This window comes from Candidatus Ulvibacter alkanivorans, assembly GCF_003333325.1.
Lineage (GTDB): Bacteria > Bacteroidota > Bacteroidia > Flavobacteriales > Flavobacteriaceae > Ulvibacter_A > Ulvibacter_A alkanivorans.
Genome location: NZ_QOLC01000051.1, coordinates 104,682 through 119,450, shown reverse-complemented (window position 1 = coordinate 119,450; position 14,769 = coordinate 104,682). Strand labels below are relative to the sequence as shown.

12 protein-coding genes are annotated in these 14,769 nt (G+C 41.3%); 3 read left to right on the top strand and 9 right to left on the bottom strand.

All coding sequences use genetic code 11. From position 1 onward, the window contains the following. The first annotated feature begins 91 nt into the window (after window positions 1-91). Complete coding sequence (locus DWA30_RS03835; RefSeq protein ID WP_114491214.1) at window positions 92-487, top strand: SPOR domain-containing protein; 396 nt, start codon at window positions 92-94, stop codon at window positions 485-487. A gap of 276 nt (window positions 488-763) precedes the next feature. Here the strand turns inward: DWA30_RS03835 and infB are convergent, their stop codons facing one another. The 3 genes from infB to rimP are packed head-to-tail and all read right to left on the bottom strand — an operon-like array spanning window position 764 to window position 5,257. After that, window positions 764-3,493 carry a translation initiation factor IF-2 gene (gene infB, locus DWA30_RS03830; RefSeq protein WP_114491213.1) on the bottom strand — a complete coding sequence of 910 codons (2,730 nt, stop codon included), beginning with the start codon at window positions 3,491-3,493 and terminating at the stop codon, window positions 764-766. Window positions 3,494-3,549: 56 nt separating this feature from the next. Continuing rightward, complete coding sequence (nusA, locus tag DWA30_RS03825; RefSeq protein WP_114491212.1) at window positions 3,550-4,782, bottom strand: transcription termination factor NusA; 1,233 nt, start codon at window positions 4,780-4,782, stop codon at window positions 3,550-3,552. Window positions 4,783-4,789: 7 nt separating this feature from the next. Then, complete coding sequence (rimP, locus tag DWA30_RS03820; protein ID WP_114491211.1) at window positions 4,790-5,257, bottom strand: ribosome assembly cofactor RimP; 468 nt, start codon at window positions 5,255-5,257, stop codon at window positions 4,790-4,792. Between the two features lie 157 nt (window positions 5,258-5,414). Here rimP and DWA30_RS03815 point away from each other — a divergent pair, with 157 nt between their 5' ends. Together DWA30_RS03815 and DWA30_RS03810 are read left to right on the top strand one after the other, a co-directional pair. Next, a complete protein-coding gene (locus DWA30_RS03815) occupies window positions 5,415-6,236 on the top strand; it encodes a universal stress protein (protein ID WP_114491222.1) in 822 nt (273 codons plus the stop codon). Next, on the top strand, window positions 6,236-6,838 hold the full coding sequence (locus DWA30_RS03810; protein WP_114491210.1) for a hypothetical protein: 603 nt from the start codon (window positions 6,236-6,238) through the stop codon (window positions 6,836-6,838). Before DWA30_RS03815 ends, DWA30_RS03810 begins: the two co-directional genes overlap by 1 nt. Here the strand turns inward: DWA30_RS03810 and flxY are convergent. Genes flxY through DWA30_RS03780 form a run of 6 tightly spaced genes read right to left on the bottom strand, consistent with a single transcriptional unit; the run spans window position 6,835 to window position 14,769 of the window. Continuing rightward, window positions 6,835-8,133, bottom strand: coding sequence for a flexirubin biosynthesis putative acyl-CoA ligase FlxY (gene flxY / locus DWA30_RS03805; protein WP_114491209.1), 1,299 nt, complete (start codon window positions 8,131-8,133; stop codon window positions 6,835-6,837). The two genes, DWA30_RS03810 and flxY, sit on opposite strands and share 4 nt — an antisense overlap. Before the next feature lie 6 nt (window positions 8,134-8,139). Further along, window positions 8,140-9,831, bottom strand: coding sequence for a C45 family peptidase (locus DWA30_RS03800; protein ID WP_114491208.1), 1,692 nt, complete (start codon window positions 9,829-9,831; stop codon window positions 8,140-8,142). Next, on the bottom strand, window positions 9,824-10,705 hold the full coding sequence (locus DWA30_RS03795) for a cupin-like domain-containing protein (RefSeq protein ID WP_114491207.1): 882 nt from the start codon (window positions 10,703-10,705) through the stop codon (window positions 9,824-9,826). Before DWA30_RS03795 ends, DWA30_RS03800 begins: the two co-directional genes overlap by 8 nt. A gap of 4 nt (window positions 10,706-10,709) precedes the next feature. Then, window positions 10,710-13,187: an MMPL family transporter gene (locus tag DWA30_RS03790; protein WP_114491206.1), complete on the bottom strand. Its 2,478-nt coding sequence runs from the start codon at window positions 13,185-13,187 to the stop codon at window positions 10,710-10,712. After that, window positions 13,180-14,349 (bottom strand): DUF2062 domain-containing protein, encoded by a 1,170-nt coding sequence (locus tag DWA30_RS03785; protein WP_245933859.1) that lies wholly within the window; start codon window positions 14,347-14,349, stop codon window positions 13,180-13,182. Before DWA30_RS03785 ends, DWA30_RS03790 begins: the two co-directional genes overlap by 8 nt. A gap of 45 nt (window positions 14,350-14,394) precedes the next feature. After that, a complete protein-coding gene (locus DWA30_RS03780) occupies window positions 14,395-14,769 on the bottom strand; it encodes an ApeI family dehydratase (RefSeq protein ID WP_114491204.1) in 375 nt (124 codons plus the stop codon).

Below are 14,769 nucleotides of genomic sequence, written 5' to 3'. Positions count from 1 at the left end.
GTGTTAATCGTTAATTTATATTTATTCTAAATAATATTTTTATCACTTCGGAAGTTAATAAGATTTACATTTGCACTAAACATACAAACCCATGAATTCTACAATATATCGTAACCTATTTATTTTCAGTTTTTTAGCCCTGTTCGCTTCGGAAGCAACTTTTGGACAATCGGGCAGTGTCACTATAAATCAAGATGGGAAAATCCCACAATTATTAGAATTAAAGAAGTCACTGGAAAAGGACAATAAATTAAGTGATGGGTACACCATACAGTTGTATTATGGAGAGTTAAATCGCGCGAATTCGATCATAAAAAAATACCGTGGTTTGTATGGAACTTGGCCCGCTTCTATCGAGTATGAAACACCTAATTATAAGGTTTGGGTTGGAAATTTTAGCAGTCGGTTAGACGCCGATCGTGCCTTACTTGCCATTCAAGATAATTTTAGTTCTGCTTTTATCCTAAAGCCTGAACGCCGCAAGTAAGCTTGCTGTGATCCGCACTGTCATTCAGAGCAAAGCGAAGAATCTCATGTCATTCAGAGCGAAGCGAAGAATCTTACAAAATATCACTCCAAGAGAGATCTCTCACCTACGTTCGAGATGACATATAACTGTCATTCAGAGCGAAGCGAAGAATCTTACAACTACATTATCACTCCAAGAGAGATCTCTCACCTACGTTCGAGATGACAATTCGAGATGACAATAAAAAAAAAGCGCTCGCCAATGGCGAGCGCTTTTCTTCCGAAGAAAAACTTCTTATTTTAATTTCTTCTTTACTGCAACTTCTTGGAACGCTTCTATTGTATCGCCTTCCTTGATATCGTTATAGTTCTTGATCTGAATACCACAATCGTACCCTTTAGAAACTTCTTTCACATCATCCTTAAATCGTTTTAACGAGTCTAATTCACCCGTATGTACAACAACTCCTTCGCGGATCAAACGGATACCGGAATTTCTAAAGATCTTTCCGGTAAGTACCATACAACCTGCGATGGTACCGACCTTGGAAATCTTAAATGTTTCACGGATCTCTGCGGTACCGGTTACCTCTTCCTTCATTTCAGGAGAGAGCATTCCTTCCATCGCATCTTTGAGATCGTTGATCGCATCGTAGATGATCGAATAGGTTCTAATATCGATCTCTTCTTTATCGGCGATTTGACGAGCATTACCCATAGGTCGCACATTAAATCCGATGATAATCGCATCTGAGGCCGAAGCCAACAACACATCACTTTCGGTTATTGGTCCTACCGCCTTATGTATTATATTTACTTGGATTTCTTCCGTAGATAGCTTTTGGAACGAGTCGGTCAAGGCTTCAACAGATCCGTCCACATCACCTTTAAGGATAATGTTGAGCTCTTTAAACTCTCCTAGGGCAATACGACGACCAATCTCATCTAATGTGATATGGCGTTGTGTTCTTACAGATTGTTCGCGTTGTAATTGTGTACGACGACCGGCAATATCTTTAGCTTCGCGTTCGTCCTCAAATACATTGAATTTGTCACCTGCCTGCGGCGCTCCATCCAGACCTAATATAGATACCGGTGTGGAAGGTCCTGCTTTCTTGATTTTATTTCCGCGCTCATCGTGCATGGCTTTTACCTTACCACTGTGCTGTCCTGCCAATACATAATCACCTATTCGCAACGTTCCTCCTTGTACCAAGATAGTGGAAACGTATCCACGACCTTTATCCAAGAACGCTTCTACTACAGTTCCATTAGCAGGTTTATCCGGATTCGCTGTTAGCTCTAATAATTCTGCTTCTAGCAGTACTTTTTCTAATAGTTCGTTCACACCTTCTCCTGTTTTTGCAGAAATATCGTGTGATTGAATTTTACCACCCCAGTCTTCAACCAATAAGTTCATAGAGGCTAAGCCTTCTTTGATCTTATCGGGGTTGGCTGTAGGTTTATCAATTTTGTTAATAGCAAACACGATTGGCACTCCAGCCGCCTGTGCATGGCTTATTGCCTCTTTGGTTTGAGGCATGATATCATCATCTGCTGCTACTACAATAATAGCAAGATCGGTTACCTGTGCTCCTCTGGCACGCATGGCGGTAAACGCTTCGTGACCCGGAGTATCTAAGAATGCGATCTTCTGACCATTCTCTAACTGCACTCCGTAGGCCCCAATATGTTGTGTGATTCCACCAGACTCACCGGCGATCACATTCTCTTCTCGAATATAATCCAACAATGACGTTTTACCGTGATCTACGTGACCCATTACTGTAACAATTGGTGCACGAGGCTCGAGATCTTCCGGAGCATCCTCTTCTTCTTGGATGGATTCTTCAATATCGGCTGTAATAAACTCAACATCGTACCCAAATTCATCGGCTACGATCGATAAAGTTTCTGCATCGAGGCGCTGGTTCATGGTCACCATCATTCCGAGGGACATACACGCAGAGATAATCTTGGTAACAGGAACATCCATCATGGTAGCAACCTCACTTACAGTAACAAACTCGGTTACTTTTAGCAATTTGCTGTCCATTTCTTGTTGTGCCAGTTCGTCCTCTGTCTTTTGACGGTGACTATCACGCTTCTCTCTTCTGTATTTGGCTCCTTTACCTTTAGAAGACTTTCCTTGAAGTTTTTCAAGGGTCTCCCGAACTTGTCTTTGCACTTCTTCCTCGCTCGGCTCTTCTTTAGGCACGTTAGAACGTCCTCTTCCTTTGCCTCGATTGTCTCGGTAGTTTCCACCACCTTTTGAAGTATCTTTACTTATACGACGACGACGTCCTTTCTTTTCAGACTTCTTATCGTCTTTCTTATCTTTTTTCTTTTCAGGCTTTTTAAATTTCGACAGGTCGATCTTTTCGCCTGTAAAATTCGGTCCGTCTAATTTTTTGTAATTGGTCTCGACGATCTTGTTACCCCCTTCGGCTTCCTCCTGCTTTTCTTCTTTAGGCTCCTCCTTTGCTTTAGCAGGTTTGGCATCTTCTTTCTCGGCTTTTTTCTCGGGCGCCTTTGCCTTTGGCTTTTCGGCTTCTTCCGATTTAGCAGCAGGTTTTTCTACCTTGGCCTCGGCCTTAGGCGTTTCCTTTTTCTCGACTTTCTCTTCCTTAGCCTTCTCTTCCTTGACCTCTTCGGTCTTGACTTCTTTCTTTTTAGCATCCAGGTCGATCTTCCCTACTTGTTTCGGTCCGTCGAGTTTGGCTTCTCCCTTTATCACTTCGGGAGCTTCCTTCTTCTGCTTTTCTTCAAGCTCACGTTCCCGTTCTAGGCGAAGCTCTTCTTTCTCTTTTCGCTTTTCCTCACCGACCTCTTTCGATTCTATCTTCTTACTTTTGTCGGTTTGGAATTCATCAAAAAGCACTTGGTATTCTTCACCCGTGATCTTCGTGGTTGGACGTGCGTCCACCTCGTATCCTTTGGAACTTAAAAATTCCACGGCACGATCAAGAGAGATATTGAATTCCCGTAATACTTTGTTAAGCCTCATTGTTTTTACTTCAGCCATAAATTGGGTCTGTTCTTTTCTTTGTAATATAAATATAAAAGTAGTTAAACTTTCAACTACTCTTCAAATTCTTCTTTTAATATGTTGATAACTTCGGCGATCGTTTCTTCCTCTAGGTCGGTTCGCTTCACCAAATCATGAATATCTTGCTCTAACACACTTTTAGCTGTGTCCAGACCAATTTTACGGAATTCATCGATGATCCATCCTTCGATCTCATCAGAGAATTCTCTTAATTCTACGTCTTCCTCGGCACCTTCTCTCAATACGTCGATCTCGTAACCAGTAAGTTGTCCCGCCAAACGAATGTTATGTCCACCACGACCAATGGCCTTACTTACTTCTTCAGGTCGAAGAATTACTTCGGCGCGTTTCGTCTCCTCGTTCAATTTGATAGAGGTCACTTTTGCAGGGCTCAACGCTCTTGTGATAAACAACTGTAAGTTATTAGTATAATTGATTACATCGATGTTCTCATTTCCTAATTCACGAACAATGCCATGAATTCTTGAACCTTTCATACCCACACAGGCACCCACAGGATCGATACGATCATCGTAGGAGTCTACCGCCACTTTAGCCTTTTCTCCGGGGATACGCACCACCTTCTTAACGGTAATAAGTCCGTCGAACACTTCCGGGATCTCTTGTTCAAATAATTTTTCAAGGAACAATGGGTTTGCTCTCGACATGATAATTGCCGGCTTGTTCCCTTTAAGTTCCACACTTTCAATAATTCCACGAACATTATCTCCTTTTCTAAAAAAGTCGGAAGGAATTTGTTTGTCCTTCGGAAGAATGATCTCATTTCCTTCATCGTCTAGTAAAATTACGGCACGATGACGAATGTGATGAACTTCGGCCGTATAGATCTCTCCTTCCAGTTCTTTAAACTGCTTGTAAATATTGGTGTTATCGTGTTCGTGGATCTTGGAGATCAAATTTTGACGTAATGCCAAAATAGAACGACGTCCAAGGTCGATTAATTTTACCTCTTCGGAAACATCCTCACCAATTTCAAAATCCGCTTCAATCTTACGAGCTTCCGTTAAAGAAATCTCTTCATTTGGCTCTTCTACTTCACCATCGGCAACAACCACACGGTTTCTCCAGATCTCTAAATCTCCTTTATCGGGATTGATAATGATATCAAAATTGTCATCACTACCATATTTCTTCTTTAACGCGTTTCTAAAAACGTCTTCAAGTATCGCCATCAGCGTTACTCTATCAATCAGTTTATCGTCCTTGAATTCTGAAAAAGAATCAATTAACGCTAAATTTTCCATGTCATTATTAATTAAATGTTATCATCACTTTTGCTTCAACAATCTCTTTATATGGTAACACCGCTTCTTTTTGAACGGTTACTTTTCCTTTTCCAACCGGTTTTGGTTCTCTTGCCTTCCACTGCAAGGTTACTGTATCCTCATCACTTTGGGTGAGTTCTCCTTCTATGGTTTCACCCGCTTCCGTCTTCACCTTTAGCTTTCTTCCTACGTTCTTTTTGTATTGCCTCGGAAGTGTTAACGGTTCCGAAACACCCGCAGACATCACCTCTAACGAAAAATCTTCGGTCTCTCTATCGAGGTTGTGCTCTATGGCACGACTCACGGCTATACAATCTTCCACAGTCACCCCATTATCACCGTCTATTATAACGCGAATCTGATTATTTTCAGAAATTCTCACATCAATTAAAAACAGCGATGGATTATCGGCTAAGGCCTGCTCCAACAATGGTAAAACTTTTTCCTGCATCATTTTTGGCTATAAAAAGAGGGGACTTTCCGTCCCCTCAACTCGTTGCATATCAAATTCGCTGCAAATATACTACAAATTTTACGATTATAAAAACGACTGCGCCCTGATTTATTTTTGTACCTTAATGCTATTAAACCAACTTCAAATTAGATCTTGTATGAAACGAATTTTAGTACCTTCCGATTTCTCTCCGCAGGCAGACAATGCCTTGAAAGTAGCGGCTCAAATGGCAAAAAAACACGATAGTGAGATTTTTTTGCTGCACTCTATGGAAATGCCGTTACACCTGGCTAATTCTGGAAGTACCGGAAGTCTACCCGAAGCGTTGTACTTTATAAAATTGGCCGAAAAACACTTTGAAGAAACCCTCAAAAAACCATTTCTTCAAGATGTACCGGTGTACCAGACCATTGGTCATGGAGAGATCTACGACGATATTTCCGAAGCCGTACGCACCAACGATATCGAATTGATCATCATGGGCTCACACGGAGCTAGTGGATTTAAAGAAATGTTTATTGGAAGTAATACAGAAAAAGTTGTTCGCACTTCTAAAATCCCGGTACTCGTTATAAAGAACGAACACCCTTCTTTCGATGTCGACAATTTTGTTTTTGCTACCGACTTCTCTTCAGAATGTAAAAAAAGTTTTGAGGAAGCTCAAAAATTTGCAAAGACCGTTGGGGCTAAGATCAACTTACTGTATGTGAACACGCCTGCCGGATTTAAAACTTCTTCCGAAGCACAGAAAATGATGCAGGATTTCGTAAAAGGATCCAATGTTGAAAATTACAGTTTAAATGTTTACAATGACAATTCGGTAGAAAAAGGAATTCTCAATTTCGCCAAAGAAACCAATGCCCAATTAGTGGGTATGAGCACCCATGGTCGTAAAGGACTGTCGCATTTCTTTAACGGAAGTATAAGTGAAGATATGGTAAACCATGCTAACATGCCAGTGATCACATTTAAGATCTAATGAAGCATCTCTTTCGAATTGGAATATGCCTACTATTTCTAAATTGCGGCACTCCGCCGCAAAAGAATAAGAACGTGATAGGCAACGACCCTACAGAAGAAACCGAGGTCGAAGACGAGGTAGAGGTGGTCCCAATTAAACCGGTTTTACCTAAAGGTGCTGTTACCGCTAATTATGAAGCAGGCAATGTTCCATTCTATGCCTTCGTAGAAAAGATCGATAAACGAAACGGATTGGCGATCATTTCGTTCGAATCGAATAAGGCACCTACCATCAAAATTCCAAAGACCTATGGTGCCAATTTGAGCATGCTGCGGTTTCCCGAATTTGAAAGCGACCTCTTGCTTGTAACGGCCAAAATAAAAGATCCCGTCTTTAACAAATATTACCTCTATCAATTAAAAAACGGTCAATGGTCTATGGTTGTGAACAGCTTCGCGATCCATAAAGACAATATGAGCGACACCTTGGTTCCCATACGCGTAGATCCCGAAAATCCTAATTACATGCTAAGGTACTATTCCGTTTTTGACCTAGATGAGACTAGTGATCTTGGATATACATGGCGGCTGTTGAGCGAGCGTATTCCGATCAACGATTAATGCTTGTTTCGGGTGTCGATCAACCAAACAGGTTTTCTGCTCATAGCCGGTTGTCGAATCGAGTCTATTTCTGCTGCCGTACAAAACGCTATGGTGGGACGTACTCTTAATTTAGCTCTAAAATGATCTATGATCTTTTGGGTCAATGCTTCGGAAGGTTGCTCGACCGCAATCTTTATTCGTATCTCATCGGTGTTGAGCTCGTTTTGAAACAACTCTATTACAAAGGTTTCAATCTCGGTAAAATGATGTAACACATTGTAAAGGGCCGGCGGATATAAGGTGGTTCCTTTATACTTTATCATTTGCTGTTTCCTCCCTAAAACCGGACCAAGTCGAGGCGTGTTCCTACCACACTCACAACCATCTGTATGTGCTTCCACAATATCTCCGGTCTTAAATCGGAGTAACGGCATTCCTTCAACTCCTAAGGTAGTGATCACTAATTCGCCGGCTACCCCTTCCTCGACAGGCACATCATTCTCATCTACTATTTCGGTAATGATCAATTCCGGGTGCTGGTGACCTCCGCGATGGCTTGCACATTCATTAAATGCGGTACTCATTTCGGTAGATGCATAAGTAGCGTATAGCTCGATATCCCAAGCTTCTTTAATATTGTTAGCCAACAGGTTTAAACCAAAGTCGGCTTCACGAATGGGTTCACCAATACAAATGGCTGCTTTTACACTCGTTTCTGAAAGTGAAATATCATGTTGCTTTGCGTAGTCGATCAGTTTCAGAAGAAAAGAAGGAACGCATACCAAATACGTTGGATTAAATTTTAGAATACTGTCCCATTGTAATTCGGGAACACCGGAGCCAACACGAACAATACCGGCGCCTAATTTTCGAGCCCCTAAGAAATACGCGAGACCGGCCATAAATCGACGATCTATGGTCGTCATTAATTGTATGGTATCATTGGCAGTAATACCCGAACAAGCAAAGGAAATAGCTTCATTATATGCAAGACGGTCGAGGTCGGCGTCCGTTAATGCAACAGTAACCGGTTCGCCCAGAGTACCAGAAGTAGTCACATAATCGATTATCTCTTTGTGTGATACACATAAAAATTCTTCGTTGTAGTGTTGTAGATCGTCCTTGGTAGTAAACGGAATCTTTCGCAGATCTTCTAACGACCGTATGGACGAGACCTCAATTTGATGCTGCTTAAAGATACGTTGATAGTAGGGAGAATTCGCAAACAGATATTCTAATAGGTGTTTCAATTTTTCTTCTTGAAACGCCTTGATGTCTGCTCTCGATCGTAATTCAATAGTTGGTATTTTCATTAGCACCTATTGGTTAGAATGTTTACGTTTCGCCTTCCGAAGGTATTTTTCCACCTCTTCCAATTCTGCCAGCGAAGGTATTTCTTTTTGTACGGCAATCGATAATTTTTCTACAGCACGATCATAATTTTCTGTATCGTAATAATAACGACCGGCCAAGTAATATGCCTTCCAATAAGCGCTGTTGAGCGCGATGAGTTGTTCGGCTTCTTGTGTTTTTAAGGTATGGCTCTCACCGTCCAATGCATTTTCAAATTTGCGTTCAAGTGTACGGTATTCCTCGTATTGAGCAAAAGTGTCGCTATCAACGAACGGATCTTGCGCAATGGTTTCGGCAGGTATAGAAAGGCTTACTTCGGAAGGGTTGCCGCTGCGATTGGCAAAGACATCATCTAAGTCGTAAGCAACAAATTCTCCTAATTGATACGGATTTGTGGATATCCATACGCGTCGCTCTTCCGGTTGAAAAACAATACCGTGATGTGCTAATAACTGATTGATCGCCTTTTCATTTCCATACCCTAGATCTTTATCGTTCAATCCTTTTTTGTTCCGAAGAATAGAAACTGCGAGAGCGGGATCGATCTTTTGGGCGTTATCTAATAATTCTTCCATTCGATCAAATCGGTACTGGGTGTGACTCTCTTCTATGGTCTTGCGATTACGGCGGTCGTTCACATAGGTTTCACTTTGAAAATGATTTGAACAGATCAATTGATTTGCCGAATTTTCGACCTCATACACTCCAAACTTCCTAGGGGCCACTTCAATAAGCGCTGCGCGGTCGTCTTTGGCACTTCCAATAAAAATGGCTTCGGAAACAAACACTTCTCTCCTTTTGGCAATATCGATCGCCTCATCTATGGTGGTAGCATACTGTAAGATCTCTCGTGTCACTAACGATATGGGTGTTTTAGCGACCAAGGGGATTTTCGATTTCCCTGCATTGATCGTAACCGTGAGGCCGTGTTCGTTCATACCCGAAACTACTCCGATCATTCCACCCCAGGTCACCGACATAAATTTATAACCGTGTTCCGGATTTACAAATGCTATGATCTTCTCTTCGGCAAAAGCATCACCTGCATAGAAATCAAAGTTTCGGCCTATTAGCAACTGCCCATCGGCGCTTTTATCGTCCCAGACCGCAAAAGAGGTACAACCAACCAACGCCAAGTCCTGCAAAGCGTGACCAATATCATGAGCTCCATGTAGATACATAGCCCTAAGGTAGGGCGGTGCAATTTCGTTGAATTCGTTGGAAGCAAATCTGGAAACGCCATAGATCTCGGCTTGATACTCGGGAGTTATATGAAGGTGTAGTTTTCGATTGTACCATGATAAGAACTTCCGAAGAAATTTTTGTTTGGATGGGGACGGTACTAATTCGTTCACCTTATTTAAGAACACCGCTTCCTGCTTTTGCAGTAACGCTTCAGTAAGACTTCCCATTCGCAGTCCGCGTTCTAAGGCATCGCCTTCAACATACATTTCCCATAGCCCGTGTTGGTTCTTAGTAAGAAAACTGTTTCCGACGAAAAAAGTAGAATCATTTACAACCGTCTTCACGGGTTCCTCACTATTGTACTGTGAAAGGTCCGGACGATGCTTTAGCGACCTATTGATTCCGCAGGAAACAAACAGTAACGAAAGCAACAACGCAAGAAGGGGTAAAAATGATGCAAACTTTTTAATCATGCTGTTGTTTTGAGTAACGCCGATTTAATCGAGCAACGACTCTATTCTCTTTATAATCGATCCATTTTTGTCCTAATGTACGCCTCATTATATTTTCGAAATTGCGCATAAAAAGCAAATTGGAGAACAGTTTGGCTAATTTTTTTGGATGGCGAGGGAAAGCTCTTAATGTTATCGAAAAGCCCCCATTTAGATAGGTGATATAGTGCCAATATCCGCTTGGCATATAAAGGGCATCACCGTGTTTCATAGTTACTGAGATCCCTTCTACTTGTTGCAAAGCGGGATATTTGGTAAAATCGGGATTATCCATATCGATGGTTTCCAAATTATGTACAGTGAAAGGGACTTTATATAGGTATTTTGCTTGATCCGGACGAAATAGCGTTACTGTCTTCTCCCCATGAAAGTGTACATGAAGCAGATCTGCCAAATCCATGTCGTAATGCGCCAACACCTTAGAACCTTTTCCGCCAAAGAACATCACCGGTAGTTTTTTAAAGAAAGGCAGCCCTATATCCGGATAAGAAAAATCTTTGGTCAGCTCGGGCATTTTCTGCAACACATTATAAAAGAACATTCGAAGATCGGTAGGACCTGATTTTAAAATTTCTATATAGTCATACAGTTTCATTTTTTTAGCAGGCACAACCGATTTTTTCCGACCCTTGGTAGGTTCATTATTGTATAGTGGTACGATTTGGTCTCCGGCCAAGCTTTGAATGTAGTCTAGGTTCCATTTTTCATAGGCCGGCCAAGATCTGGTGAGATCTTCAATAAGAACAGGGCGTTGTGGCTTATAATACTCTTTTACAAACGTTTCTTTGGTGATGTTTTTTACACGCGCTATCGGAATGGTCTTAATCGTTCCCATCTGCTTATTTTGATATTTGTGTTGCCCGGTCCTTTACAAGAACTTGAAACAATATGGGTTGACAAATAAAAGCAACCAACATTGTAGTACCTATCCCAATAATCGATACTACTGCCAACGAATATAAAGCGGGATGTTTTGCAAAAACAAGCACACCCACTCCCAACATGGTGGTAAGAACCGACAGTATAATAGAGGTTTTATGTGTCATAAATGCGTTTGAATTAGTCGTGTTCTCTCGTAGCAAACCGTTGGTAATAAAAATACTGTAATCCACTCCCAATCCAAAGATAAAGGTTGAAATTATTACATTGAAAATATTAAAGTCGAATTTGAACACGCCCATAACGCCTATGGTAATAAACCAAGAAAGCAAAATAGGGATCGCAGTTACCAGCGTTAGACGCCAATTTCGATAAAAAAGCACTAATAACAGTACCACCGCGCACAGGCTGTAAACGATTAGCGAATTAAATTCGTCCTTTAGATTGCCTAGTAGATCCTCATTCAATTCTTGTCTATCTATAAGCACGAGTTGTGGTATTTCTGAAAAAACCTCCTTGACCTTTTGCACATTGGTTTCATCTAATTTTACGGGAGACATAATGGTTGTAATTGCTGCTTCGGAAGTAATAAAATCATCGATCGCGAAGGTATTTAGTTCACGATAGTCGGCTACAGAGCGGGTAGAGAAATCACCTTCGAGTGTTTTATAAAACTGCTGAAACGTCGTTGGTTTAAATCCGAAGCGTTCCCCATTTAAAATGAGCAACTTTTTCGTACTGTCTATGCGTTCCGGTGACCAAAATGTGTTCCAATGATCAATTTTTCTGCGTTGTGTTGTTTCAGCCGTTACCAATGCCCCCACCGACGAAAAGCTTCGAATCGTGCCGTTCGCTTTTAACGACTGTAAGATGCTAAACACAGAATCATTGACCGCCAAAGCCGACTGAAGATCATTTCCGAAGGAAACCACATACAACGACTTCGCCCCCGCATCGGTCAAGGCGTCAAGTTTTTGTTGTGCCTGTTGCAAATGCTCAGGCTCGTAATTAAGTTGTGACAGATCGTTATTAAACCTGACCTTTCCGTAGAAAAATACACTTAGAATCAAAAGGAACGACAAGGCACTAATAGCCAGCTTGCTCTTATGAAAATTGAAAGCCGCCAACCTGTCTAATACTGTGCGATGTTTTATGGAGTATGTATCAGTTTCCGAAGCAATCACAACTTTTTTAGTTGGAGGCTTCCTATACAATTGCGGTATAAATAGCAAGGCAAACACGGCAGAGCCAATCACACTAACCGCAGCGAAAATTCCTAAATCCTGCAGGGCAGGCGCCTTTAAAAACAACAAACACAAGAATGCAATGGCAGTCGTGACACTGCTTAATAGAATTGGATTGGTAATAGTTGCATACAGTGTTTCTACCCGTTCATTATTGCGCAGATGGGTTAATATATGCAAAGAATAATCTAAGGTAACACCCAACAACACCGAACCTATGCCTAAGGAGATAGCCGAAATTTGCGTGCGCACAATATAAAGGAATGCGATGGCTAGCAAGGCTCCAAAGACCGTTGGTAACAGCAGTAACATTGGGATCGTTATTTTGCGGTAGAATCCTATAAAAATTAGCAGTAGCAGGGTAAGTGCGATCCCAACCGTATATTGAATATCGGTTTTTATTTGTTGGGCGTTTGCAGCTGCCACAAGCCCCCCTCCATAATAAGAAATGGTTGCGCTGTTTTGGTAATCGGCGTTTAATTGCGTTTGCAACGAATACAAATTGGTCGCAAGTTGCTGATTCGCATTCGAATCTCCCGATTCAAATTGAGGGGTGATAAACAACAATAAATTTTGTTTGTCTGCACTCAATAAAAAACCATTGTGTATTATAAAATCATCACCAACCCCTAGTTGTTTTAATTGCTGCAACCCTTCTAACGAAAGCCCGAACGGATCGCGTAACACTGTTTCTTTTGCAACAATGCCCGAAGGTGAAATCAAGGTCTTATAATGCCCTTTTAATAGGTTGGCAATACTGTCTGAATGCAGTGTAGCATCCAAAGTACGATAATCGGTTTGGTTCAAGAACAGTGGTAGGTTCTTATAAACAAAGTCTAAGGTTTTTAAGGCGGTTTCCTCTTCAACCTTTCCTTGAATACCTTTTATAAATGCTTCGGAAGTACTGTCGATCTCTGTAATAAATCGCGAAGCCATTTGAGTAAGATCGTCTACCGTTCCACTGTCGGTTCGTTCTATGTTCACCACGATCTTATCGGTAAAATCGATGGTCTTCATGACCTTTTGAAGCTGTTGATTCTCAGTTTTGGAAGGAATGAGCTTGGTAATATCTTCCTCAAAAGAAATTTTGCTAGCCAGTATGCCTAAGACTGCAAAAGCGAGAATAAGCAGTATCCAGAACAACGGACGATGTGCTTTAAAATAACGATATTGACGTAAAAAATAACTAGGCACGCTTCAATTGTTTGTTAGGCTGAAACAAGGAAAATAAGATATAACTTATCACACCGGTTATCAAGGCAGAAGAAACCGACAAGGTAATGCTTCCAACGATATACGACTTTAAATGACGAACCATTTCGAAGTCTTGTAATTGTTCCATTGCAAATACAGTGTCTTCTCCTAAGACTAGGTTTCCGGTTTGCACACTTAAAAATAATACAAGCGGTATAAAAGGCGGCAAGCTAATATTCGAAAAAGCAAAGGCAATCACTTTATTCAACCTAAAAAGGATGGCTAAAAAGATAACGATCACCGTGTGAAATCCCCATAAAGGTGAAAGTCCGATAAACACCCCTAAGGCAATAGACAACGCTTTCTTTTTGGGCGTATCGCTACTTCCTAAAAGGTCTTCGGCAAAGAACCTTCTAATTCCTTTTTTTTTTGCCTTCCTGTAGAGCTCTCGAGGAAGGATATAAAAAAGTTTGACCAAAAGAAACCAGGTGATCAAGATCACGATACGAGCAATATCCATAAACGGCCTAAAGTGAGACACGCGCTCGGCTTGATCGTATAAGATATTTATTGGAATATTCTTAACCGCAACTCCCGCCCAATGTGCTTTTACGATCACCTCTACCTCGAACTCAAACTTGCGGGTACTTCTAAAAAAACGCAATTGATCCAACTTTTTAATTGGATATAGTCGGAAGCCGGACTGAGTGTCGTTTAAATTCAGACCTGTTACTGCTTTTACCCAATATCCCGACACTCTGTTTCCTTTCCTGCTACGCGCCAACACATTGGATTCGTTCATATTCCTATCGCCAATTAGCAACATGTCTTTATTCTTTGAACCTGCTAGTTTGTTTACGAAGGAAGGAATGTCTGAAGGAAAATGCTGCCCATCACTATCTAAAGTAATGGCGTAATCAAAACCCAGTGAAACTGCCTTTTTAAATCCTAATTTGAGGGCGTTGCCTTTTCCTCGGTTGGTTGCTAGATGCAGCGTTTTTATTTGTGGATAATTGGCAAGGATGTTTTTTGTATCGTCGGTAGAACCATCGTTAACCACGACAATGTCATTGGTATATTGCAACACGCCAACCAGCACTTGTGGCAGTGTTTTGTGATTGTTGTAAGTAGGAATTACCACGCAGCAGCGCAGTGCCTTCATTTTTGTATGAATTGTAGCATGCTCCATAAAAGTGCCTCGTTAGGGCTACGAGTTTATTGTATAGGTGCCGTTGTACTTTAGTACCACAGTTTCGTCTTCAAAAGTAATGCTATTTTTCAGCTTCACCATGTTTTGGTGACGATCTATGTGGAGATTGCATACCAGAATAGAATGTATCTTGGGGTTGACTAAACTTAAAAACTTGACATTCGTCGCTCTCTGCAAATGCAACTCATTATTTAATTGCTGTTCTGCCAATTCTTTAAGTAGTTGGAGCATAGCCACACCGGGCAAGATAGGATGCTGTGGAAAGTGCCCTTCAAAAATTAAATGGTCAGGGTCTAACTGTATCACATATTTTACATGCCCTGCTTCTGTTATCGCCTTTTCTAAAACAGTGTAAAAATCTAATAGGGGCAT

Excerpts from the sequence above, each read along its gene's own strand:
- DWA30_RS03835 (WP_114491214.1), top strand. The coding sequence starts at position 92 with ATGAATTCTACAATATATCGTAACCTATTTATTTTCAGTTTTTTAGCC.
- infB (WP_114491213.1), bottom strand. The coding sequence starts at position 3,493 with ATGGCTGAAGTAAAAACAATGAGGCTTAACAAAGTATTACGGGAATTC.
- DWA30_RS03780 (WP_114491204.1), bottom strand. The coding sequence starts at position 14,769 with ATGCCCCTATTAGATTTTTACACTGTTTTAGAAAAGGCGATAACAGAA.
- rimP (WP_114491211.1), bottom strand. The coding sequence starts at position 5,257 with ATGATGCAGGAAAAAGTTTTACCATTGTTGGAGCAGGCCTTAGCCGAT.
- nusA (WP_114491212.1), bottom strand. The coding sequence starts at position 4,782 with ATGGAAAATTTAGCGTTAATTGATTCTTTTTCAGAATTCAAGGACGAT.
- DWA30_RS03815 (WP_114491222.1), top strand. The coding sequence starts at position 5,415 with ATGAAACGAATTTTAGTACCTTCCGATTTCTCTCCGCAGGCAGACAAT.
- DWA30_RS03810 (WP_114491210.1), top strand. The coding sequence starts at position 6,236 with ATGAAGCATCTCTTTCGAATTGGAATATGCCTACTATTTCTAAATTGC.
- DWA30_RS03785 (WP_245933859.1), bottom strand. The coding sequence starts at position 14,349 with ATGAAGGCACTGCGCTGCTGCGTGGTAATTCCTACTTACAACAATCAC.
- flxY (WP_114491209.1), bottom strand. The coding sequence starts at position 8,133 with ATGAAAATACCAACTATTGAATTACGATCGAGAGCAGACATCAAGGCG.
- DWA30_RS03800 (WP_114491208.1), bottom strand. The coding sequence starts at position 9,831 with ATGATTAAAAAGTTTGCATCATTTTTACCCCTTCTTGCGTTGTTGCTT.
- DWA30_RS03795 (WP_114491207.1), bottom strand. The coding sequence starts at position 10,705 with ATGGGAACGATTAAGACCATTCCGATAGCGCGTGTAAAAAACATCACC.